This is a genomic window from Burkholderia sp. 9120, from assembly GCF_000745015.1.
In the GTDB taxonomy this organism is placed as follows: Bacteria; Pseudomonadota; Gammaproteobacteria; order Burkholderiales; family Burkholderiaceae; genus Paraburkholderia.
On record NZ_JQNA01000001.1, the window covers coordinates 302896 to 325605 of the forward strand.

At 60.0% G+C, this 22710-nt stretch carries 20 protein-coding genes and 4 pseudogenes; 11 read left to right on the forward strand and 13 right to left on the reverse strand.

Annotation, left to right across the window (positions count from 1 at the left end; all coding sequences use genetic code 11):
* Positions 1-698: 698 nt before the first annotated feature.
* Positions 699-1004: pseudogene (locus FA94_RS01290) on the reverse strand (transposase); the annotation flags it as partial.
* A gap of 11 nt (positions 1005-1015) precedes the next feature.
* Positions 1016-1156: pseudogene (locus tag FA94_RS37645) on the reverse strand (phage integrase N-terminal SAM-like domain-containing protein); the annotation flags it as partial.
* 392 nt (positions 1157-1548) lie between these two features.
* Here FA94_RS37645 and FA94_RS01295 point away from each other — a divergent pair.
* Positions 1549-1863: pseudogene (locus FA94_RS01295) on the forward strand (methyl-accepting chemotaxis protein); the annotation flags it as partial.
* A gap of 151 nt (positions 1864-2014) precedes the next feature.
* On the opposite strand, the gene FA94_RS01300 reads toward FA94_RS01295, so the two are convergent.
* Positions 2015-2734, reverse strand: a complete 720-nt coding sequence (locus FA94_RS01300) for a Crp/Fnr family transcriptional regulator (RefSeq protein ID WP_035546093.1) — start codon at positions 2732-2734, stop codon at positions 2015-2017.
* A 323-nt stretch (positions 2735-3057) separates the two neighbouring features.
* On the reverse strand, positions 3058-3924 hold the full coding sequence (locus FA94_RS01305) for a sensor histidine kinase (protein ID WP_197070167.1): 867 nt from the start codon (positions 3922-3924) through the stop codon (positions 3058-3060).
* A gap of 424 nt (positions 3925-4348) precedes the next feature.
* Between FA94_RS01305 and FA94_RS01310 the strand changes: the two genes are divergently transcribed.
* The 5 genes from FA94_RS01310 to FA94_RS01325 all read left to right on the forward strand — a co-directional run bounded on the left by FA94_RS01310 (position 4349) and on the right by FA94_RS01325 (position 8153).
* Positions 4349-4939 (forward strand): BPSL1445 family SYLF domain-containing lipoprotein, encoded by a 591-nt coding sequence (locus tag FA94_RS01310; protein WP_035549030.1) that lies wholly within the window; start codon positions 4349-4351, stop codon positions 4937-4939.
* 57 nt (positions 4940-4996) lie between these two features.
* On the forward strand, positions 4997-5806 hold the full coding sequence (locus FA94_RS01315) for a PRC-barrel domain-containing protein (RefSeq protein ID WP_035546095.1): 810 nt from the start codon (positions 4997-4999) through the stop codon (positions 5804-5806).
* A 210-nt stretch (positions 5807-6016) separates the two neighbouring features.
* Complete coding sequence (locus FA94_RS38465) at positions 6017-6190, forward strand: hypothetical protein (protein WP_156126485.1); 174 nt, start codon at positions 6017-6019, stop codon at positions 6188-6190.
* 79 nt (positions 6191-6269) lie between these two features.
* A complete protein-coding gene (locus FA94_RS01320; RefSeq protein ID WP_035546097.1) occupies positions 6270-6821 on the forward strand; it encodes a general stress protein in 552 nt (183 codons plus the stop codon).
* A 42-nt stretch (positions 6822-6863) separates the two neighbouring features.
* A complete protein-coding gene (locus FA94_RS01325; protein WP_035546099.1) occupies positions 6864-8153 on the forward strand; it encodes an NRAMP family divalent metal transporter in 1290 nt (429 codons plus the stop codon).
* 10 nt (positions 8154-8163) lie between these two features.
* On the opposite strand, the gene FA94_RS01330 is transcribed toward FA94_RS01325, so the two are convergent.
* The 4 genes from FA94_RS01330 to gad are packed head-to-tail and all read right to left on the reverse strand — an operon-like array spanning position 8164 to position 12483.
* On the reverse strand, positions 8164-8478 hold the full coding sequence (locus FA94_RS01330) for a chaperone modulator CbpM (RefSeq protein WP_035546100.1): 315 nt from the start codon (positions 8476-8478) through the stop codon (positions 8164-8166).
* On the reverse strand, positions 8475-9515 hold the full coding sequence (locus FA94_RS01335) for a DnaJ C-terminal domain-containing protein (RefSeq protein ID WP_035546101.1): 1041 nt from the start codon (positions 9513-9515) through the stop codon (positions 8475-8477). The genes FA94_RS01330 and FA94_RS01335 overlap by 4 nt, the downstream gene beginning before the upstream one ends.
* 34 nt (positions 9516-9549) lie before the next feature.
* Positions 9550-11070 (reverse strand): amino acid permease, encoded by a 1521-nt coding sequence (locus FA94_RS01340; RefSeq protein ID WP_035546103.1) that lies wholly within the window; start codon positions 11068-11070, stop codon positions 9550-9552.
* 27 nt (positions 11071-11097) lie between these two features.
* Entirely contained in the window at positions 11098-12483 is a 1386-nt protein-coding gene (gene gad, locus FA94_RS01345) for a glutamate decarboxylase (protein WP_035546105.1), read from the reverse strand.
* Between the two features lie 297 nt (positions 12484-12780).
* Here gad and FA94_RS01350 point away from each other — a divergent pair, with 297 nt between their 5' ends.
* Entirely contained in the window at positions 12781-13053 is a 273-nt protein-coding gene (locus FA94_RS01350; RefSeq protein ID WP_035546107.1) for a hypothetical protein, read from the forward strand.
* A gap of 58 nt (positions 13054-13111) precedes the next feature.
* Positions 13112-13642 (forward strand): universal stress protein, encoded by a 531-nt coding sequence (locus tag FA94_RS01355; RefSeq protein ID WP_035546109.1) that lies wholly within the window; start codon positions 13112-13114, stop codon positions 13640-13642.
* A 202-nt stretch (positions 13643-13844) separates the two neighbouring features.
* On the opposite strand, the gene FA94_RS01360 is transcribed toward FA94_RS01355, so the two are convergent.
* The 3 genes from FA94_RS01360 to FA94_RS37135 form a co-directional block, all read right to left on the reverse strand.
* Positions 13845-14444, reverse strand: a complete 600-nt coding sequence (locus tag FA94_RS01360) for an acetate uptake transporter (RefSeq protein WP_035546110.1) — start codon at positions 14442-14444, stop codon at positions 13845-13847.
* 56 nt (positions 14445-14500) lie between these two features.
* Positions 14501-16474 (reverse strand): acetate--CoA ligase, encoded by a 1974-nt coding sequence (gene acs / locus FA94_RS01365; protein ID WP_035546112.1) that lies wholly within the window; start codon positions 16472-16474, stop codon positions 14501-14503.
* Between the two features lie 448 nt (positions 16475-16922).
* Entirely contained in the window at positions 16923-17654 is a 732-nt protein-coding gene (locus FA94_RS37135) for a CBS domain-containing protein (RefSeq protein ID WP_051980271.1), read from the reverse strand.
* Between the two features lie 679 nt (positions 17655-18333).
* Between FA94_RS37135 and FA94_RS01375 the strand changes: the two genes are divergently transcribed.
* On the forward strand, positions 18334-18585 hold the full coding sequence (locus tag FA94_RS01375) for a DUF1488 family protein (protein WP_035549035.1): 252 nt from the start codon (positions 18334-18336) through the stop codon (positions 18583-18585).
* Between the two features lie 830 nt (positions 18586-19415).
* On the opposite strand, the gene FA94_RS01380 is transcribed toward FA94_RS01375, so the two are convergent.
* Complete coding sequence (locus tag FA94_RS01380; RefSeq protein WP_035546114.1) at positions 19416-19733, reverse strand: hypothetical protein; 318 nt, start codon at positions 19731-19733, stop codon at positions 19416-19418.
* 633 nt (positions 19734-20366) lie between these two features.
* Between FA94_RS01380 and FA94_RS01385 the strand changes: the two genes are divergently transcribed.
* Positions 20367-20768, forward strand: coding sequence for a type II toxin-antitoxin system HicB family antitoxin (locus FA94_RS01385; RefSeq protein WP_035546116.1), 402 nt, complete (start codon positions 20367-20369; stop codon positions 20766-20768).
* A 360-nt stretch (positions 20769-21128) separates the two neighbouring features.
* The gene (locus FA94_RS01390) at positions 21129-21335 is read left to right on the forward strand and encodes a hypothetical protein (protein ID WP_035546118.1); all 207 of its coding nucleotides are present in this window, start codon (positions 21129-21131) and stop codon (positions 21333-21335) included.
* Between the two features lie 962 nt (positions 21336-22297).
* On the opposite strand, the pseudogene FA94_RS01395 reads toward FA94_RS01390, so the two are convergent.
* Positions 22298-22574, reverse strand: a pseudogene (locus FA94_RS01395) (HU family DNA-binding protein).
* Positions 22575-22710: the final 136 nt, after the last annotated feature.

A 22710-nucleotide genomic window follows, 5' to 3' on the forward strand; every position in this document is an offset into this window, starting at 1 on the left:
CGCCGCGCGACGTGAAAGGATTCTGCTATTCATAATTTGAGTTCGGAGTGGAAAGCGGTTTTGAGATTCGAAACGTACGCGCGGTCGCTTAAAGCAGGCTTAAGCTTCCGTCGGGATTCGGCGCGCCGTGCGCGAGCGGCCGCTCATATGGGATCCCGGATATACCGCGTATATTGGACGGAACCGACGTGCGAGGCGTCGAATTCCCCACGTATGGGAGCCATGCGTTAGCAAGCCAGAACGATTGCCGCTTTCATCTGCAGATTGTTTCGGCGATGCGCGCTTGCGCGCAAAACAAGACCACGAGAAGCGGCGGCGCCTTCATGGCCGGACGACGGTCGGCGCAGATCGTTTAGGTTTGTTCGACGCCTGCCCTCGAGCACGAGCTCATGAGTCAAGGACAACGCGTGCGGGCAGGCGTTGAATAAACCTCGAGGAAGGAAACCGCGGAGTGATCCGATGCGGCCAGCGTCTTCGCTATGGCGATTGATCAATCTGACCGGTCTGTGTTGCAGGTCGGCGGCGGGCGATGCGAGCGCGCGCAGATGCGTGGATGCGGCAATAGAGGCGATGGCGCGGCCGGTTCGGAGTTCGGATTGCGGCTGCGCAGCCGTGCATGACAGCGAAGGCACAACCGTCCACTCTTCGGCCGCGCTGACGCAAAGCCGACAGTTGAACTGCAGATCGACGCGAGGCGCTCATCGCTGTGCTGCCTTTGGTGGTGCGCGAATCGGCACGGTGCGCGTCAGGATGTCGATGATGAGCATAGGCGCGCCGCAATGGCGATAGACGAAGGTTGGTCGATCGCCGGTGATCGCATCGTGCGGTGATGGGCAGAGCCTGGGCTCAATGCCGAGCAGCATACGGATCCTGGCCAGGTTTGTGCGGCGCACGGGGTTGGCAAGCAACCCATAGTGGCGGATTCGGTGGAAGCCGACGGGCAATACGTGGAGCAGGAAGCGGCGCATGAACTCGCTGGATTCGAGCGTCATCACCTTGTAGCGGGTACGGCCCTGGGTGAGCGTTTTAGGTACCGGGCGAATTCACGCACAATGCGCAGGTAGCCTGCCTGGGTCTTGGGAGAAAGCTGGCGCATGCGCATGTCGTCGGTCATACGCTGACGCAATGGGCTGACGCCCGGTTGACTGGAGGTCATGATGCAGCTCCGTTTGAAGAACGAGGCGGATTGCCTCGACCTCCAACATACGGAACTGCGCAGCGGCCCTCTCCGAACCCCGTACGCCGGGTCGGAGCCCTCTACCGCGCGAGCGGTTTCGTTCTGCGACCCGTTGCGGGCGGTCGACCCAGCGCGACATATAGGGCAGCTTTCGGACCCGTTTCAGTCATCTGCACCTGCGGATTCGAACAGTCGTTGTCAACGCGACAGCGGCCATGCCACCACTTCACCTCGCACCTCGCACCATGAGAAGCTTCCAGCATATCGCCACGCTCCTCGACCGATAATCGCCAGGCGGGGGAGACATAAGGCATGTCCTGCCTACCGGCGACGCCAATTACATATTCGGATAGTTCGCCCCCTTTGACGACCGGACGGATCAGCTGGCCGTAGCCGGCGAACGGGTGAGTGAGATCGTGTAGCCGATACAGCGCGTCAGCGACATCATGGGAGAGATCGCCGCCGCATCGGCAGATGCAGAGCATTGGCATCGAACCGGCGAATCGCGCAGTGTCACAAATGGACGAAGCGACGCAGCAAACGCGACGCTGCTCGAACAGGCGACATCGGCTTCGCTTGATGAGCAAGCTGCACAACTGCAGGTCATGGTCGGCACGTCCCGCCTGCAATGTGTCGAGACCATTCTGAAGCGTCGCGCGCCATCCGATTCATATCTGGAACTGTGACGTGTACGACTCAAACTGACTGCGCCCTAATTTAAGCGTTACGCGACCATGCGCGGCGACGATCCTCGGTACGCAGCCCGCAGTGGCCATTGGTGTGATTTCGTGGCGCGGCGCAAAGCGGCTGGGGCCTCAAGACGAACTCACACCACCTCTATAGCGATTTCAAAGCGGGTAACAGCCGGTCGAACTCGCGCTTCACTACGCCGTAGCATTCGCATACACGTGCTTCGAGTCCCGGTCTGTCTAGCACCTCGATGTGGCCATGACTGTAGCGAATCAAACCCGCATCCTGCAATTTCAACGCGGCCTCGGTTACACCCGATCGACGAACGCCCAGCATATTGGCGATCAGTTCCTGCGTCATCTTCAGTTCGTTTGAAGAAAGACGGTCGATGCTAAGCAGGAGCCACCTGCACAACTGCTGATCGATCGAATGATGTCGGTTACACACGGCAGTCTGCGCCATCTGGGTGATCAGCGCCTGTGTGTAGCGGAGCAAAAGGCGCTGGACTGGACCGGCACGATGAAACTCCTCCTTCAGGATTTGAGCATCCAGGCGATACGCCTTGCCCGCGCTTTGCACGACCGCCCGGCTGGGCGTGGTCTCGCCCCCCATGAAAAGTGCGATGCCAATGAGCCCTTCGTTGCCGACGATCGCGATTTCGGCGGACGCACCGTCCTCCATCACATACAGCAGCGACACGATACAGGTGGTCGGGAAATAAACGTAATTGAGGCGGTCGCCGGATTCGTAGACGACATTGCCGAGCGGCATATCCACGGCCAACAGGTGTGGCGCGAGACGCTCCCACTCCACGTCAGGCAACACCGCCAGCAGATGATTTTCCTTTTGGGGAAGATCTTGAGCCATTTCGCACTCTCCGCAGCTCGCCCGGAACCGCGCCGCTTTCGCCGACGAATTCCTGACGGGTAAATATGGATAGAAGGAGGAGTGCTCCAACACCTTTACCGCCTGCACCGCAGCGCAACCCCACGCGGCAATCTTCGCGCGACTTAAAATCAGGCCAATATGTAATGGATTATAAGCCACGCCGAAATCACTGAGGCGGCCCGCGTTGGCATGACATCGTGTTACCGCACAAACGAGGAAACGGATTGCACGAAGTTCGAGATTATCGTCCCGTTCGCCATTACAAAGTATCCGGCCGGCTCAACGACAATCGTGCTTTCCACTTATACACTGCCATAAAAAGCGCGGGCGGACTTGATGATCGGCAGCTTGAGCGTGAACTCGCTGCCTTTTCCGGGGCCCGCGCTGATCGCCGAAACCGTACCACCGTGAGAAGCAGCAATTGCCTTCACGACTGCGAGGCCAATGCCGAGGCCACCCGCACTGGCGGCGATCGTTCTGCTGGATTGTGCGAACAGCTCGAAAATATGCGGCAGCAGGACAGACGAAATCCCCGGACCATCGTCATTGATTTTGATGACAAGATTGCTTCCTTCGGCGAACACCGTCATTCGTATGTTGCCGTGCATCGGCGTGTATTTCACCGCGTTATGCAACAGATTACCGACGGCCTGCGTCAAACGAACGGGATCGCCTTCAACGCGCAGAGTCGTGTCGGGAAGCAACACGGTAAAAGTCTGATTTTTCGCGGCGGCAGCCACTGCCGTGACCTCGCAGATGTCAGCCAGGAGAGTCGCGATCTCTATGGCGACCTTGCTGAGTCGGAGCACATCACGATCGACACGGATCGCATCCATCAAATCTTGCGCGAGCCGTGCGATCCCGTCCACCTGGCGGTCGATCATCTCGGTCAGGCGGAGTATCTCCGGGCGGTCGGCCGACGCGTTGCGGATCAACTGACTGGCCATCCGCAAGGGCGTCAACGGCCCGCGCAACTCGTGGGCCACCATTGCCAGGGTCTGGTTGCTAATCGGTGGCACCTCGACGCCGCGCTCGGTCGCGCTGGCATCGCGCAGGGCAACAATCTCAATGGGCCGCGAACGACACCCCATCATTGCGTCTGTCTCGACGACGGAGTTCAAGGCAAAACCGTCCGCCATCGAAGTGGCAGACGCCAGATGTGCTGACATTTTGATCCCCATTCTGGGCTTTTCGGCAACGAAGAGCGATGAGACGCGCGTATCGGTCTGATATTCAGGAACAGCCAGAGTTCTTGCAAAAGCACCAGCAACGTGCGGTTCGCCAACGCCCGTCTCGCAGGACGGAGGGTCGGCCTAACCAACAGCATCGCAAATGCAGTTCGGTAAGTCGGTACGGTGGCGTTCAGATCAGTAAGAACGACCGTGACATGCGAAAGCCCGTCGGGGTGAGTAACGTCTGATGATCACGGCGAACGAACGCTTAGCGGGTGTCCGCATGACCGCGGGAAAGTCGCGCGACGATTCACACGGATTGTGCGTTTGAATATAGACAGAGGTCTGTACGTTGACGTACCGCAATCTACCGCGCGTGCGCGTAGCTTGGCTTCTATCGTCGATCAGCGCGGAGAAAATCATGCTTAGACGAACATTTATCTGGAGCACACCAGGATCGCTTCTGGCACTAGGTGCGGCGCTCTCAGGTTGCACCACCACCGCTTCTTCCAATGCTAGCCGCAGCGAGCAAATGGATAAACGCCGCACCATCGACGCAGGCGTCGACTCGACACTCGCACGCCTCTATGACATCGCGAGCGGCTCGCGTGAACTGGTCGGCAAGGCGCACGGAGTCCTGGTGTTTCCTTCTGTGTTCGACGCCGGCTTTGTGGTCGGTGGTCAATATGGTGAAGGGTCGTTGCGCGTTGGCGGACGCACGGTCGGCTACTACAGCACGGCGACCGGATCGATCGGCTGGCAGATCGGCGCGCAATCGCGTGCGATCGTATTCCTGTTCATGACCGACGAGTCGCTCAACCGCTTCCGTAGCAGAGACGGATGGTCGGCGGGCGGCGATGCGTCCGTGGCCGTGCTGCAAATCGGCGCGAATGGCACGCTCGACACGAGCACCTCTACCGGTCAGGTCAACGCTTTCGTGCTGACCAACCAGGGCTTAATGGCGGGCGCGTCGCTCGAAGGCACCAAAGTCACGCGGCTCGCGTTGCTTTGAAAACCAGACCCCGGGCGTGGTGTGCTGCGCCCCTTCTTCTCACACCGCGGAGAGACCATGTTACGAAGCATTAGCGACCTGCACGGCAGCACCGTGCACGCATTGGACGGCGATATCGGTTCGGTCAACCAGGTCTATTTCGACGACGAGTCCTGGGGAGTGCGTTATCTGGTGGTCGAAACAGGCAACTGGCTCAACGACCGGCAAGTGCTGGTTTCGCCGTATTCGGTGAAACACACCGACCCGGGATCGAACGTCGTGCATGTGAACCTGTCGCGGCAGCAAGTGCGGGACAGCCCGATTCTCGACACCCACAAGCCGGTATCGCGGCAGCACGAGATCGAGTATCTGCGCTACTACAGCTATCCGACGTATTGGGGCGGCCCGAACATGTGGGGCATGGGCGCCTACCCGGCCTACGACCCGACAGGCGTTGCGCCGGACGCGCTGCTCGATGAACCTTCGCGGCCAACCTTGCATACGAACAGGCCGCAAGCGGACGTTCATCTGCGCAGTACCAACGAGGTCAAGGGATATCACCTCCAAACAGCAGACGGCGGCATCGGGCACGTCTCGGACTTCATTTACGACGACACCGACTGGGCGATTCGCTACCTGGTCGTGGAGACGCACAACTGGTGGCCTGGCGGCAAAGCCGTGCTGATCGCGATTCACTGGATCGACGTTGTCGACTGGCTCGATTCGACCGTATCGACGGCATTGACGCGTGATGTCATCCGGAATAGCCCCGCTTATGACGACTCGTTGCCGGTCGACCGGCATTACGAAGTCGCGCTGCACCGGTTTTACGACAAACACGGCTATTGGTCGGATGCCGATGCCGGCGAGCGGGTCGCCTTGGAGTGAGGTGCTGCGCAGAACGCGTTGCTTCACCTGATCCAGACGAGTCCGGGACCGGTCGAAAACGATTTAACTTCGGACTATGACGGCGTTGATGTTGCTCGTTGATCCGCGAATTTTATTCAGCACAGACGACGGCCAGTGTGGCTTTCGTTCAACCAGAGGGGCGGCAGTATGACAGACAGAATCATCTCAAGCAGGACACACGATGCTCACATGTCCGTTAAGAACCATATTGCCGATGGTTGGGTAGCGAGCGTGTGTGTCGTCCCGAAGGGACTGTCAACGGGCGATGAAATTGTCAAACTCGACACGGTCTTCGAACGCGAAGATGCCGCATGGGCATCGGTTGAGACGCTCGCGCGCGCCGAGCTCAACAACCTGAAATAGCACAGGGCTGCGCTTTTCAAACCTCGCTGTGCACGGCGCAATAGCCCGCATACCTAACCTCTTTTCAAGGACCACTCGCATGACTCCCTATGACGTCGTAATCGCAGTCTTCGACGACCACCGTCAAGCCGATGCCGCCGTGCGCAAGCTGATAGACAGCGGCTTCGACATGAAGAACTTCAGTGTGGTCGGCAAGGGCTATCACACCGAGGAAAAGATCGTCGGTCTCTACACCGTCGGCGATCGCATGAAAATGTGGGGCAAGTACGGCGCTTTCTGGGGCGGCCTGTGGGGCTTGCTGATGGGCGGCGTGTTTCTGACGATTCCGGTGCTGGGCCCCATCGTAGTGCTGGGTCATCTAGCCGTTGTCATCGTGTCGACGGTCGAAGGCGCGGTCGTGGTCGGCACCCTCAGCGCTTTGGGCGCAACGCTCGTCAACGCGGGGCTGCCGAAGGAAAGCGTGATCCATTACGAGGCCGCCATCCAGGCCGATGGATTCATCGTGATGGCCCACGGCAAGCCGGATGAAATGGCGCGCGCAAAAGCCGTTCTCGCGACTCACCAACCGGCGCGGCTCGACTCGCACGAAGGCGTCACGCCCGCCGAGGCCGCCGCGCCCGAAACCATCTGACAGACCGATACGGCTGCGTCAGCCACCAGGAGCGCCCAACTCATGGACACTCTCACTCACGATCCGGTCAAGCAGCCAACTCGCCCAAAACTGCTGCAGGTGATGGGCCCGGGCCTCATCACTGGCGCGTCGGACGACGATCCGAGCGGCATCGCCACGTATTCCCAGGTCGGCGCGCAATTCGGCTACGGGCTCGCGTGGACTCTCCTGTTTAGCTACCCGTTAATGGCCGCGATCCAGGAGATCAGCGCGCGCATCGGGCGCGTGACCGGCAGCGGCATCGCGGGCAATCTGCGTGAGCACTATCCGCGCTGGTTGTCGACCAGCGTAGTCGGGTTGCTGCTCATCGCGAACATCATCAACCTGGGGGCCGACCTCGGTGCAATGGGCGCAGCGCTCAAGCTGCTGATCGCAGGTCCGGCGTTACTCTACGTGTGCGGTTTCGGGCTACTTTCCGTTGTATTGGAAGTGTTCACCCGCTATGCGCGCTACGTGTCGATTCTCAAATGGCTGTGCCTGTCGCTGTTCAGCTACGTGATCTGCGCCTTCGTCGTCAAAATGCCGTGGGATCAGGTCGGCCGGGCCGTGCTAATGCCGGCGCTTTCCGTCAAACCGGACTACCTCGTCGCAATCGTCGCGGTCATGGGTACGACGATTAGCCCTTATTTGTTTTTCTGGCAGGCAGAACAGGAAGTCGAAGACGAAAAGGAACGGCCCGGCGCACATCCGTTGACCCATGCGCCGTGGGAAGCGCCCGCGGAGTTCGCGCGGATCCGCATCGACACCTACCTCGGCATGGCGCTCTCGAATGTAATCGCGTTCTTCATCGTCGTGACGACGGCGACGACCTTGCATGCACACGGGATCACCGATATCCAGACTTCGGCTCAGGCCGCGGAAGCGCTGCGCGCGATAGCAGGTCCGTTCACGTTCTTTGTGTTCGCCGCCGGCATCATCGGCACCGGCTTGTTGACGCTGCCTGTGCTAGCCGGATCGGGTGCCTATGCGGTGGGCGAATTGTTCGTGTGGCGAGTGGGCCTCGCGCGCCTGCCATCGCAGGCGAAGGCGTTCTACGGCGTCATTGCCGCCGCAACGGCAATCGGCGCCGGCCTGAACTTCACGTCGATAGATCCCGTCAAGGCGCTCTACTGGAGCGCAGTGCTCAATGGCGTCGTTGCGGTGCCCGTGATGATCGTCATGATGCATCTCTCGATGCGGACGCACATCATGTCCGGTTTCACGCTTCCACCAACACTACGCACCTTCGGCTGGATTGCGACCGGCGTGATGGCGGCAACGGTCGTGGCGATGAGTGTCACCTGGTTTGCGTGACGGATTCACTCTATCGCCGTGGGTCATGCTGTGTTCGCAACGCTTCGATCTCGTCAAGCAGATCGAGTGCGAGCGCGATGCCCGCAGCGTTGATCTCGAGATCCTGCGCGAGATGGCGGGCCTTGCGGGCGCGCCGCAATGAGACGCCGTCAAAGTGCGGACCATCATCTTCGCTAACGCGTTTCGGCTCGATCGCCCCTTGCTCGATCCAGTCAAAGATCTGAAGTTCAGAAGCGCCGGATACCCGGCACAATTCGAGTAGCGTGAACTCCACCTGCTCCTCGACGATCAGGCATTTGAGCCAGGCCTTACGCGATTCGTTCATGATGAATCACCTGAAAAATGCGCGCGCGGGTCGAAGTCGCATGCCTGTCGTAATGCCTCGTAAGCGGCGCGTGCCTGGTCGCTGTCGGCCGGTGGCAGAGCGATGTTCAACCGCGCATAGAGGTCGCCCGCTGTACCGGCCGGACCGCTCGCCGGAATGCCCTTGCCCTTCAGGCGCAAGCGTTGGCCTCCGCTAGACCCTTTCGGTACGGCTATTTCGACGGTGCCGTCGGGCGTCGGCACGGTAATGCGCGCGCCCAGTGCCGCCTCCCAGGGCGCAACCGGCGCATCGATCGTCACATCGCGGCCGTCGACGCGGAAATGTTCCTGCGGGCGCAACGCGATTTCCAGGTACAGGTCGCCAGCTCGCCCCTCTCCGAAACCCGCACCCCCCTGGCCGGCAAGCCGCAAATGCTGCCCACTCTGCACGCCCTTGGGAATGGAGACATCGAGCGTCCGTGACTTCATCACGACACGGCCGCTTGCATCGAGCACCGGCGTCTCCAGGGAAATCGTGCGCTGTGCCCCGCGATAGGTATCTTTCAGATCGATCACCACTTTGGCGTGGTGGTCCTCGCCCGGAGCGGAGTGCGGCACGCCGCCATAGGCATCCTCCATTTCCTGTGCCGTGGAGCGGCGACCGGCCCGAGCTGCCTCCCGCGCGCGCATCGTCGACGCGCGGCCACCTCCAGCATGTTCTCCGCGAAAAAGCGCCTCGAAGAATTCGCTGAAGCGTGCATTCTCGGCACCGCCGTCGTCCGCGCCGCTGAATTCGAAACCTTCGTCCCAGTGGGGCGGCGGCTCGAAGTCCCGACCGTTGAGCCACTGGTCGCCCATCCGGTCGTAGGCCGCACGCTTTTCCGTATCCTTGAGCACGCCATACGCCTCGCCAACCTCTTTGAAACGCGACTCCGCGTCGTCGAATTTGCTCAGGTCCGGATGGTATTTGCGAGCGAGCTTGCGATACGTACGCTTGATATCGTCCTGCGTCGCGCTGCGCGGCACTCCCAGCACTTCGTAATAGTCTTTGTATTTCATAATCGAAGGCCCATCAAAAAGGCCGCACGCGCACCTATTTCAGCGGTATCGGGGCGGAACTGGCGAGCGGCGCGCCATGAACCGTCGCCCAGTCGCTGCGGCGAGCGTGGTGGATGATCAGGGGAATGCCGCCGAATACGACGATACCGAGCCCGACCAGTCCGGTATAAAGCAACGGTGAACCAACCGGCAACTGGTCCGGCGGGAAGAACGACACGGCGAAACTGAACAGCACGCCGGCAAAGCCGACGCCAGCGGTCAGCCACATACCGCCTACACCACCGGGCACCGTGAATGGTCGTGGCAACGCAGGTGCCGAATAGCGCAACTGGATCGCCGCCGCATACATCAACATGTAGGCAATCAGGTAGAGCGCGATCGTCATCGCGGAAATCAGGAAGAACGCGACCGATACATCCCGGATCACGAAGTAGAAGCACGAGATCACCGTCACGATCAGCCCTTGCACCAGCAGAATATGCGTGGGCATCCCGTGGCGGTTCTTGGCCTGAAGGATTGGCGGCAATTCGCCTTCGTGCGCGGTTTCAAGCAGACCACGCGACGGACTGCCCAACCAGGCCAGCACACCGCTGATTGCACCGATGCCGACCAGCAGCGACAGTGCCGACACAGCCCAGCCCATATGCCAGAGGTCCGCAAGCACTGCACTGAACGCATCGAACACGCCAGACTGCAACGAGATCTTCTCGTACGGCAAGATCGCCGCGATCGGCAACGCGCCGAGCGCGAAGATCAGCACCGAAATCAGCGCACCCAGTCCGATGGCCGCCGGATAGCCGCGACTCGGACTGCTCATGTCGATCACATGAACCGCCTGCACCTCCACGCCGGCAAATAGCAACACGATGCCGGCAAGAAACGAGATCGTGCCGAAGCCGTGAATCGCGGGCCAAAATCGCGCGTGACCATTTTGCGAAAGTGCGGCAACGTTCAGGTGCTGCCAGCCGAGCGGATGGCCGCTGCCGATCCAGTAGCCGAGCAGCGCGAGCAGCACGACACCCGGCACGATGGTGCCGATCACAAAGGTCCAGTTGGCGATCCTCGCGAATACTTCGACACCTTGCAGCACGATCCACGTGGAGAGCCAGTACGCGACGATGCAGAAGATTCCGACATAAACGCCGTTCTTCGCCAGATCCGGGCGGCCAATCGTATAGGCGAGCGCCGCCGCGCCGAAGGTCAGCGCCACGGGATACCAGACGACGTTCTGGATCCATTGCAACCAGATCGCAAGGAAACCCCAACGTGTGCCGAACGCTTGCGCGACCCACGTATAGATGCCCCCGCGCCGGTCGGCAAATGCGCCACCCAGTTCAGCCGAAATCAGCGACGCCGGGATCAGATAGAAGACCACCGTAAACGCGAGATAGACGAACATCGTCAGCTCTTCTTTCGCCAGCAACGGAAGTCCACGCAGGCTCGTGACCACGGCGGCGGCCGTCATCAGACCGATCGACGTGACGCTCAGATACTTGCCGCGCTTCGCGGACTTTGCGGCCGGCAAAGCGGACGCGGCGGTATTGGTGCGATTCATTTCGTGCGCTCCTGTGAAGAGGCGACATCAATCGTGATGGAAAGTGGGCCCGGCGGTTGAATGGAGCACCGGGTTCTTCGTCAGATGCGCGACGGCGTGCCGGATGTCCCCGAGTAGCATCGCCGCCATGTCGCGGGTCACGCCGCGCCGGATCAACACGCGTTGCACGATGGTCTCCTCGCGCCCCGCCGGCAGTTCGTACGAGGCGATCTGCCAACCACGCATGCGTACCTGATCGGACAGATCGAATAGCGTGAAGCCCGCTGTTTCCGGGTGCTTCAGCTTGTAGCAGACAGCCGGCAACGCACCGCGTCCATCGTAGATCAGCTCCAATGCGTCCATCTTCGCCAGACCGTCGGCCAGTGCTTGAGCCGTATCGGCGCATTCCTGCTGAATGTGCCGATAGCCTTCACGGCCCAGACGCAGCAGCATGTAGTACTGCGCAATGATCTGTCCGGCCGGCCTGGAGAAATTCAGTGCGAACGTGGGCATGTCGCCGCCCAGATAATCGACCCGGAAAATCAGTTCGCCAGGCAAGTCCTGAGTACTGCGCCAGACTATCCAGCCGACCCCGAGCGGGGCGAGTCCGTATTTGTGGCCCGACGCATTAATCGATTTGACGCGCGGCACGCAGAAGTCCCATTCGAGGTCCGGCTGAATGAACGGCGCGACGAAACCACCGCTGGCCGCATCGACATGAATCGGAATATCGAGCCCGACATTTGCTTGCAGCGCGTCCAGTGCACCCGCCAGCGCCTTCACTGGTTCATAGACACAGGTGAACGTAATGCCCAATGTGGCCACGACGCCAATCGTGTTCTCGTCGCAATACTGAGCCAGGTCTTCTGGTTCCAGTCCGGTCGCATCGCCTCTGAGCGGCACCTGACGCATCTCGACATCGAAGTACCGGGCGAATTTCGCCCAGCAGACCTGTACGGGTCCACAGACGAAGTTTGGCTTGTCGGCCGGCTTGCCTTGCGCTTCCATGCGCTTTTTCCATTGCCACTTGAGCGCAAGTCCACCGAGCATGCAGGCTTCGCTCGACCCAGTTGTCGAGCAACCGGTGGTCTTCCACGATTTCGTTGCATGCCACAGATCGGCGAGCATGTGTACACAGCGCATTTCGATTTCAGCGGTTTGCGGATATTCGTCCTTGTCGATCATGTTCTTGTCTATCGACAGATCCATCAGGCGGCGAACTTCGTCGTCGGCATACGTAGTGCAGAACGTCGCGAGGTTCTGCCGTGAGTTGCCGTCCATGAATAACTCGTCGCGCACCAGATCGAATACCGCACGGCGATCGGACGATGCTTCCGGGATCCGGTACTTCGGTAGTGAAGAACCTGAGATCGTCGCGGCGTATTCGTCGGCGACGGCATCGGGTGTAGGCGGCGGAGACTTGAGAAAGGTCATGACGTGAGATTCCCAACTTGAAATGAGCGAAGCGGGTTCGTGAACGAACGGCGAGCAAGCGGAATGGTGATATTGGGGAGAAGGGAAAGCTTCCATAGTCACGATGCGCGCAGGACCGGTCGAAGTCGGTACGGTGCCGTACCGCACCGCCGCGTCCCACGCGATATGTTCATTGCATTACATCGCTATTGAGCGCGAGGTGGTGCTACTCACTGTGCTGTTTCCGGTCGGCCGTGACGCTGGTGATCTACGGCGCGAGCCCGGCGGATAAAACCATCCTTCAAGGAGCCCGTCATCATGATCATCCCAACCGCGACATACAACGGACACGAGTTACGTGCCTATGCTAGCCAGCAATTCCCGCCTTTCGACGATCCGTACGCCAAGGGCGCGCGGCGCTTTTCTTCCGTGGTACGAATCGACACGATCCCCTTCAATGAGGCGGACGCACGACGCTACTCCACGGTCTTCGACGCTGCGAGCCCCGCCACTTTCAACGATGCGATCGATCTTGCGATGCAGTTCGGCAAGGATATCGTCGACGGCAAGGTTCAGGCTGCGGCACTCTGAGCACCCAATCCAATGTCGCAACGGTGGTGGCCGTCGGAACGAACTCGTGGGGACCGACATGTACAAACGCATTCTGGTAGCGATCGACGGTAGCGAGACGGCTGAACATGCGTTCGACAGCGCGCTTCAACTCGCGCACGATAACGAAGCGCAGTTGCAGCCTCTCTATGTCATCGCCAATCCCCTGGTGGCATACGACGCGTACGGCTACGATCCGACGATCCTGCGCGACGCCTGTACTGAAGAAGGCCAGCGGCTGATGGCGGATGCCCTGGCGCGAATGAAGCACGAGAACGTGGCCGGCGTCCCGCGCATCGTCGACGTCGCGCCGATCGGCGAGGACATCTCCGAACGGATCCGCATCTCGGCTAACGAATTCAATGCGGATCTGCTAGTGCTCGGCACTCATGGGCGACGGGGTTTCAAGCGTCTGTTTCTCGGCAGCGTAGCCGAGCGCGTGGTGCGCTGCGCGAGCCTTCCGGTGTTGCTGGTGCCCAACCAACAACCACAAACAGCGGTCACGGAAACCACCGCACGGCGACATGCTGACGTCGCCGCCGCGATGTACGAAATGCCCCCGCGCCGGTAGCACTGGTTCACTCATCGCGGCGCACCACAAGGCGCGTCGCTCACCTCAAGTGCGTGCGTATGCCGGCCGCCTGCGCAAAAGTCTCATACGCGCCGAGATTCCGCTCATCACATGCCGTCCCTTACCCCCGCACCGCCTCCTGGGCTGCGCGGAAGGTTCGCTTCTGCGTGAAGCGCGAGGGCGCATCGCTTCAACAAACCTATCAGAGTGCGACAGCGTGTCGGCTGAACACCCGTGGTTCGCCAACCGGCAGGACGACCCGGCCGTGGACCTCGTTGATCACATCGGCCGCCGAGAGGTAGAACGCGAGAGCTGCCGTCACAAGTCCCAGGTAGCCGCCCGCCATGCGCAAGATGACCGAACCGGTCCATTCGCCTCCGGCCAGCAAACCAAACGTCATCCACAGCGCCAGAAAGATGACCTGCAACGCGCGCGGCGAGCGAAACGTGGCCAGCCACATATAGAACGTGAACGTTCCCCACAGGAACAGGTACCAGCCGACAAACGCGGCCGGCACCTTGTCGTGCAGAAACAGCACGAACAGTGCGAACGACCACCAGAAAGCCCCGTAGCTCAGAAAAGCCGTCGCGCCGAACGTATTGCCGCGCGGCAGTTCCATGATGCCGGCAATGGCCTGCGCAGTCCCGCCGTAAGCGAGTGCGCAGGCGAGCACAAGGCCCATCGACTCGCCCGAAAACCAGCCAGCGTTGATCATGCTCAGCAGCCACGTCGTCAATGCAAAGCCAGCGAGACCCAGTGGCGCAGGGTTCGCAAGTGTAGTTCGGATCGGTGCGCTGGCCATGGCCTGCTCCTGAAGATGAAAAGCGATCTTGGGATCTCCGCGAGCTTCGCGAGAGGTCACCCGAGCTGATCGAGAATTGCCGGATTTTCCAGCGTCGACACGTCCTGTGTGATCTCTTCGCCCGCCGCCAGCGAGCGCAGCAGACGGCGCATGATCTTGCCCGAGCGGGTTTTCGGCAAATTCTCGCCGAAGCGGATTTCCTTCGGTTTCGCAATCGGCCCGATTTCCTTGCCCACCCACGCGCGCAGTTCATTCGCGATGGCGATCGCGTCGGCGCCTGTGGGCCGTTCGCCCTTTAACACCACGAACGCGACGACGACCTCGCCGGTCGTATCGTCAGCGCGACCGACGACAGCCGCCTCCGCAACTAGCGGATTGGCGACGAGTGCCGACTCGATCTCCATCGTGCCAAGTCGGTGGCCCGACACGTTGAGCACGTCGTCGATACGTCCGGTAATCGTGAAATAGCCGGTGTCCTCGTCACGCACCGCACCGTCACCCGCGAGATAGAGCTTGCCGCCGAGTTCCTCGGGAAAGTAACCGGTCGTGTAACGGACTGGATCGCCCCATACGTTGCGCAGCATCGATGGCCACGGACGTTTGATGACGAGAATGCCACCTTGCCCGTTCGGCACGTCGTGGCCGGTCTCATCGACCACCGCGGCCATGATGCCCGGCAGCGGCAGCGTGCACGAACCCGGCACGAGCGGCGTGGCGCCAGGCATCGGCGCGATCATGTGGCCGCCCGTTTCGGTTTGCCACCAGGTGTCGATGACAGGACAATGGCTATGGCCGACGTGCTCGTAGAACCACGTCCACGCAGCCGGGTTGATGGGTTCGCCGACCGTGCCTAGCAAGCGTAGGGTCGTTAGGTCGAAACGGTCCGGATGCACCTTCGGATCGGCTTCGGCCAGCTTGATCAGCGAGCGGATCGCGGTTGGCGCGGTATAGAACACCGTCACGCGGTGTTTCGCGATCATCTGCCAGAACCGGCCGGCGTTCGGCCAGGTCGGCACGCCTTCGAACACCACCTGAGTCGCGCCGATCGCCATCGGACCATACGCGATATAGCTATGACCTGTAATCCAGCCGATGTCGGCAGTGCACCAGAACACATCGCTGCGCTTGGCGTCGAAAGTCCACTTCATGGTTTGCGCGGCCCACATCAGGAAGCCACCAGTGCTGTGCTGCACACCCTTCGGCACGCCGGTCGACCCGGATGTATAGAGGATGAAGAGCGGATGTTCCGCGCCGACCCACTCCGGCTCGCAAGTGGCCGCCTCGGCTTGCGTGAGTTCGTGCATCCACAGGTCGCGTCCCTCGTGCCACGCGACCTGGCCGCCCGTACGCTGATAGACAATCACGCTCTTCACCGCCTCGCAGCCGCCCATTGCCAGGGCTTCATCTGCAATGTTCTTCAGCGGCAACGCCTTGCCACCGCGCATCTGTTCATCACATGTGACCAGCACGACCGCGCCCACATTGACGATCCGCTCGTTGAGCGACTTCGACGAGAAGCCGCCGAATACGACTGAATGGGTCGCGCCGATGCGAGCACAGGCCTGCATGGCCACAATGCCTTCGATCGACATCGGCATATAGATCACCACGCGATCGCCTTTTTTTACGCCACGAGTTCGCAGCGCGTTGGCAAAGCGGCTCACGCGTTCGAGCAACGCGCGATAGGTCACTTGCGTGACGGCGCCGTCGTCGGCTTCGAAGATCACCGCAACATGATCACCGTTACCCGCATCGACGTGGCGGTCAAGGCAGTTGTACGACGCATTCAGCGTGCCGTCGCTGAACCATTCATAGAACGGCGCACGCGATTCGTCGAGAACCGAAGAGAACGGCGTTTTCCATTGCAGTGTTTCGCGCGCCAGACGAGCCCAGAATCCTGGATAGTCGCGCTCTGCCTCGGCGACTAGCGCGCGATAGGCATCCATGCCGGAGATCGCGGCGTAAGCCGCCACGCTGGCGTGCGGGAGGAATGCCTGCGGCTCCTCCAGAATTGATTCGGTAGTTGACATTTCGTGTCCCTCGCACGCTTTCACGCGTGCTCTATAAGATGTTTTTCGGCTACTTGTCGCGGCGCTTGGGTGCGACGAGTAGCCGTGCGCGATTTGACTGCGCATAGGATTGCCAGATAATTTAAATAGATTGTTGCGCAGCGCGATGCCCCCGAGGCCCGCTGCGTCGCGCATGGCAAAGCAATCACGGGATGGGCCGGATCTCGCGATGACCGCTCCGGGTGCCATGCGGGGACTGCGGACAAGTCGGCGGGGAAGCCCGATCACATGAAACTGCTTCAGTCGCTGCGCCTGGGAAACACAGCAGGCTTACAACGACGGTGCACGTATGGTGGCGGGAAGTCGGTACGGTGGCGTACCGGCCCGAAAGATTATGGGCTGCTCATTGTTTCAGGAAAGCGAACACCACAGGATTGTGACGGGCCGTCAGTCTTTGTCCTACCGCCCGTCATCCAGGAACGTGGTCCTCGCGGTCGATCTCGCCGGCGGCGTGCCCCCAGATCTCATTGTCGCGCCCTTCCGGGGTACCTTCGCGCTCCCAGATTTCCCGCGCCCTTTCCAAGATACGTGCATCTCTTTCCGAGGTCGGCTCACGTTGTTCGACGGTTGCGCCTCGTGCATCGACATGAACGCTCATGACGTCGTATCCGTTCGCGAGCTGATTCCAGGATTTGACCTCTTTCATCTCTTCAAACTGACGAGTAGCCGTCGCAATGGCCTGTTCTTTTGTGCCCTGAGCCACTGCAATACGCATCAACTCACTGCGATGAGGACGCCCTTGATGATCAAAAAACGTCTTGTAGAAGATCAACTCGTAAGGTCGGCGCTCGGAGGCGCCACCGCTTAACCTGGTCATCGACACGATGCCGGTGAGATGTTTATCAGCACGATCGAGAACGGCCAGACGCTGCACGTGGCTCTCCCGCATGATCCTCGCGGCTTCTTCCGTCGTATCGTCGTCGAAGCAAAAAAGGATCTCGGCCGACATTGCCTCGCGTACTGTCATCTCGCCGACATCGCGTCCATCGGCGACTCCCCGCATCGTGATATCGCGGTCCGTGATCATTCCGATAACGCGGCCGTGCTGGCATACCGGCAGGGCGCCGATATTTTCTTTCTTCAGCCTGCGGGCGGCAGTATCGAGAGTTTCCTCCGCCTGCACGCAGACCGGCTCGCTCATTACGTCTCTGATTAGCACGACATTGCTCCTCGTATCGGATTTCTATAATGGAAATGTCCGCTCAACGCGGTTAGCAGCGGATCTCGGATCGGAGGAGGATGCGGCTGAAAGCGTGATACAGGCAGGCGCCGTCCTGGCACCTTGCGATTCAGTGTACGCCTAGCGAGTCGAGAGTGCGTATCACAGGGCAAAGAAAGCCAGAGCGCGCTGAATCGCTGGAACCGCCGTGCTTGCAATGATTGCGACCGTCGGGCCCTGGGGTAGCTCGCTAGCGAGCGCTTGAGCCGTCGCCGGTGTGTGCACTGTCCGGGCTTTCAGGAGCGGGACCGTCCGTTCCAAGCCGGATTCCGTCCCACGCAAGCTTCAGTAGCTTCCCTATCACTTGTACTCCCGTGGTCCAGCCAGGAAAAGACGGTGATGTCACCCAAAGGGTATACAGTGAGAAGACCGGTCGCCTTGAGCGACCTCCTGCTCTGAGTTCCATCATGCGATCGCCAATTAAATCCACCTCTGTCACAACCAGCAGCGAGAGCGAGTATTCCATCCAGCGGAGGACGCGCGTTCACGAACTCGACAAAGCCGATGCTTTGCGAACGGAAAAGCGCCGCGCCAGTGACGGCGCCATCGATTCCAATGCTAGCAAGTGGCGGTACCCGGCCACGGGCGGTACGGGCTGATTGTGGCGCTTCAATTCCCCAACCCCAGCCGGAGCTACGATGCTTCCCGGCATTGTGTGTGTTTCTGGGGATACGACAATTCGCGCGAAATCACCTTTTTGGTCGACGACGCCATGCTGCGAAATCTGCAACCTGGCGTGGGATCCGATGAGCGGTCGATACTTGGTGCCTTCGACCAAGGTCGCGAAAAAATCCTCGAAATCGCGAAGAAGCTGTATGTCAGCGGTCCGCAGAACCGGTATTCAATTTCATAAGCTGTGGACATGTCGGGGGTATGCGCCAGGATCTGCCCGCTCCGAATCGTGCTGGACGCCCGGACCACCTGTGAAAGAAGCGACGTTAGTCCCTCGGTTCTGATGGCGGTAACCCGTCTGCGTTACTCGGCGGCATCCACCAGACCGACAATGTCTTGAGGGCCAGCGGTCTGCGCGCCCCTGGCTCAAAGCCCGCCGTAGCAGTCGACGCAGCGACGAAATAAGATCAGGTAAGACGGCCAGTCTGCGTCAGACTCACGGCGTCCCAAGAACTTGAAACACCATTCGATGAGTAGTCCCTTCGCCGTCCCTGACACAGCCAAAAAGCCAGTGTTGGACCGATTTATAAAAGTGGGAGAGCAGCATGACTGATGACCAGGTGAACACAGAAGAAATGACGGAAAACAGGAAACGGAGAGAAGCCGGGGCGCCTGCAACCGAATCTGGCGTGGTCGTCGCGCTGGAGCAGAATACAACGGCCGTTGATGCAGATGTGGACACGTTGCGGCAGCCTTGGAGCAAGCGCGTCTGGGCACGGCTGGGAGCATGGGGAGTCCGTACGCACGTTCGTCACCCGCGGCCTGAATAACCTAACGCGCATTGGTACGCACGGAAATGCCAGCGAAGCGCGTCGCCTGTTTGTCAATCGACAAGGCCGGTCGTCGCTGCGCTCTCTCAAACATCGGCGATCGTTAGGGTTATTAGTGCTGCCCACCTTCGCGCGTCCGCTCAATTCCATTGACGGCATGGCACAACGCGACGTAAGCGGGTCCGCGATCAACGGCGCGGGATAACAAGTCGGCCTGCTGTTGCTCGCACGCACCCAAGGCTCAACGCCTGGGCCCCCTCATGCCTTCGTTTTCCAAGGCAGCGTTCCGCTCTTCACTGGCCTCAATGGGGTCCATCGTGTCGTCGACGGACGCTGTCGCGCGCTCTGTTGCCGCTTTCGCTTCGCCGACGGCGGCGCCCGGTCCTCCGTCATCATCCCCCGGGGGTTCCAGCATGTCCCGAAGCATTGCCGCCAACTCCGGCGTATCCCACGACTCGCCATGCTGCTCTTTCTTCTTTATATAGTGCCGGATTTCGGCGTCTTGCCCGGGAGTCAAAGGAAGGCCGCGAAAGGTGCTTTGGGGGGTGGCGTCGACCATGACATTACTCCGGAAATTCGTCTCATCTTAAGTGTAGGCCGTTTGTAGCGAAAGACCCTCAACTCACGATTGCGCAATCGCTGACGATGGCGTCTGGGTAGCAGCGTCGTGTAACCAGGAAGCACGATCGAATATCGAGGATTCGAAATTCACGTTCATTCAGTTAGTGCCCACATTGAAGGATATGTTCGATGTCTGGTATTCGTATCGAAAGCCTCCTCAAAGCCTCAGTCGCTGGCGCTTACGTCGTTGCGGAGATCGTCGCCCTGCCACTATCGACGGAATTCCTGGCCCGGTCGAGCAAACACAAACTCCAGCAGCAGCGTCCATCGTTGTGAGCGCGTCACGCGCTCCGTATGTGCTGCCTTTTCTGGCGCGCCCCGTAGGCTCGAACGGCTGGAGATCGAGTCAGAACGCGCCCCCCGCCTGAGCGGTTGCCTCCATAGGTAAGTGGCTTCGACTTTTCCTCGATATCGCGTTGCAATGGCATAAGAAAGTCATTGCTTATTCGTACGCGAAGCGTCTAATGAAGTATGCGTGCGGACTTAGTCAGTTGTCGGTTGCATCCCCAACATCCCTGGCGTGGCGTTGCACAGCGAGCGTCTGTCGGCGCTCCACTCCAAGGAGCAGATCATGCAATATTCGCTGTACGTCCACCGGAATGGCGAGACCGGCTTTCGCGCCAGCTTCCCCGATTTCCACACCGCCGACGCGAGTGGCGATTCGTTGAACGAACTGACGCGCAACGCCAAGGTGACCGTGGAAGCGCTGTATGACCGCAGCGAGCAACTTATCTCCATCCCTACCTGCAATACAACGGAATTGCAGGCGCTCCAAATGGACGACGGCAACGGGATCTGGGTATTTGTCGACATCGATCTGACGCGTGTTACCTCCAAATCCTTGGGCATTCAGGTCAATCTGCTCGAGAGCCTTCTTCAGCAAGTCGATGCAAGGTCAAGAGAGCGTCGCATGACGCGCTCTGAATTCGTCACATTGGCGATTATTAACGAACTGAAAACGCAGGATGGCTAAACATAGCTTTTCCGTTCAGTTCAGGAACACGACTCACGAGGACGAGGTGCCGCCTGAAAGCGCCGGGATGTGAACGTGCGATTCCTTGACCACGTCATTTGCCTGCCTCAAATCGGGAATAACTAGAAAGGACAATATGACACACTCAATGTGGGGCATCGTGGTTGGGCTGGCGCTCATGTTCGCCGCTGCGCTGCGTCGGTATCGGCGCAACATTCTGCGAAAGCGGGAGATCCGCTGGCTCGATGAACACCATATATTGGACGGGCTACGCAAGCAGTTGGAACCGCAGCCCCGGAAATGACGCGCGCCAGCGGGTGCGTCCAGGAAGAAAGGCTGTTACATGAAGGAGTTGGAAAAATGACCCTGAATTACGCAGGCAGATCGCATGACGAAGCCGTGGCGGCGCGCCACAAGCAGAAGCAGAAGGCACAGGAACAGGCTGGGGGCGAGATGGCGATAGAAGGGACAGAGAGTGACGCGACGCATAGTTGCGGCGAACTCTCTGAACGAGGCAAGCAGGTCTGGAGAAGTGGAAGCGGGATCAACGGCGGCGGAAGAGAATGATACGGCCTTGTCAATCTGCGGCGACGCGGATCGACTAATACACTCATACCGGACGGCGAACCCGCACTGAGCGTCCCAATTGGACAAAGCGCCTTGACGTGAATGTCGGCTCCGTGCGCAACCCCTCAAAAAGATTCGATCGCGGTGGCGGCGGCAGTCCGGTGCAACACCTGCCGCATTACTGCGGAGCCGATGCTGGGCGGACCGTACCGGAAAATACAATGTGGTCGCCAGACCTCACGTTGCTCCGAAATCGATCTGGTCGGACAAGCCGAGCAGTCGCGTCACCCGCGACGCCCCATCAGGAAGCAGACGCTGATGCATAGAGAGCGCCGTGACGCGTCGTCGCCAGTAAGGTATTCCAAGAGGACTTCCGCGGACAAGCCGTGACGAGATCTGCTCGAGGTGTTTCAGCTCGTCTTCGAATTGATAGTGCAGCATCGTCATCCTTTTAGCGGCAGCTCATGCGCTGCCAACAAGTATGTGGCAACCGGGCATACACGTCTGCACCCTGCCGTACAGAGTTAGGAGCGAGTTGAACTTTTCGCGCACGGTGCAGAATGGGCTGTCTCTGGCAGTCACGCTGAAAGCCACCTGTCGGTGTATTGACGGGCCGCAATCAATACAGTGGCGAGTCGGCTAGATGAGCGTCCGAGGAAAAGCCAGAACTATGAAACGCCTGCCGAGTGATTTCAACAAACGATTGCACCCACCAGTTGAATCCGCAGTTTTGATGCGGATTCTCGCAATAAGACATCCGAGATTGAACGGAATAAAAACAAGAGAACGACAATAGGGCCACCAAGGCTTATCAACAGACATCTCGCACTGATGCTACCAGGCCGCCGAGGTCCAAGTCTTGCCCGATCACTCCGCGCCGTTGCTGCCGCGAGCATCTGTAGCGGCGACCTGCTGACGTCCGCGTCATCGGCGGACATCCGACCGATGGCTTGCGTCCGGTCTCACGCGCCGTTCACTGCATCCTTGAACGCCTTGCCCGCCGCGAACTTCAGAGTCTTCGCAGCAGGGATTTGGATCTCAGCGCCGGTTGCCAGATTACGGCCGACCCGCGCGGCGCGCGCGCCCGTTGAAAACGACCCAGAGCCTATCAGCTGCACGGTGTCACTTTTTGACGGCGGCCGAGATTACGCCAATAAACGCATCGATCGCGTCGCCGGTCGCTGCTTTGCTGGCGCCCGGCGTTTCGGCGACCGCATCCACCAGTTCCTGCTTGTTCATTGCTTTTCCTCTCTGTGATTGTGAATGTCGCCACCCCACCCGATCCGCGCGCCTTTGCGCAATTGGCCGGCGACCCGACTGATCTGCGATCACAGGCACTGCACGCATGTCCTAGGCGTGGGAGAGTGCCTGCCGC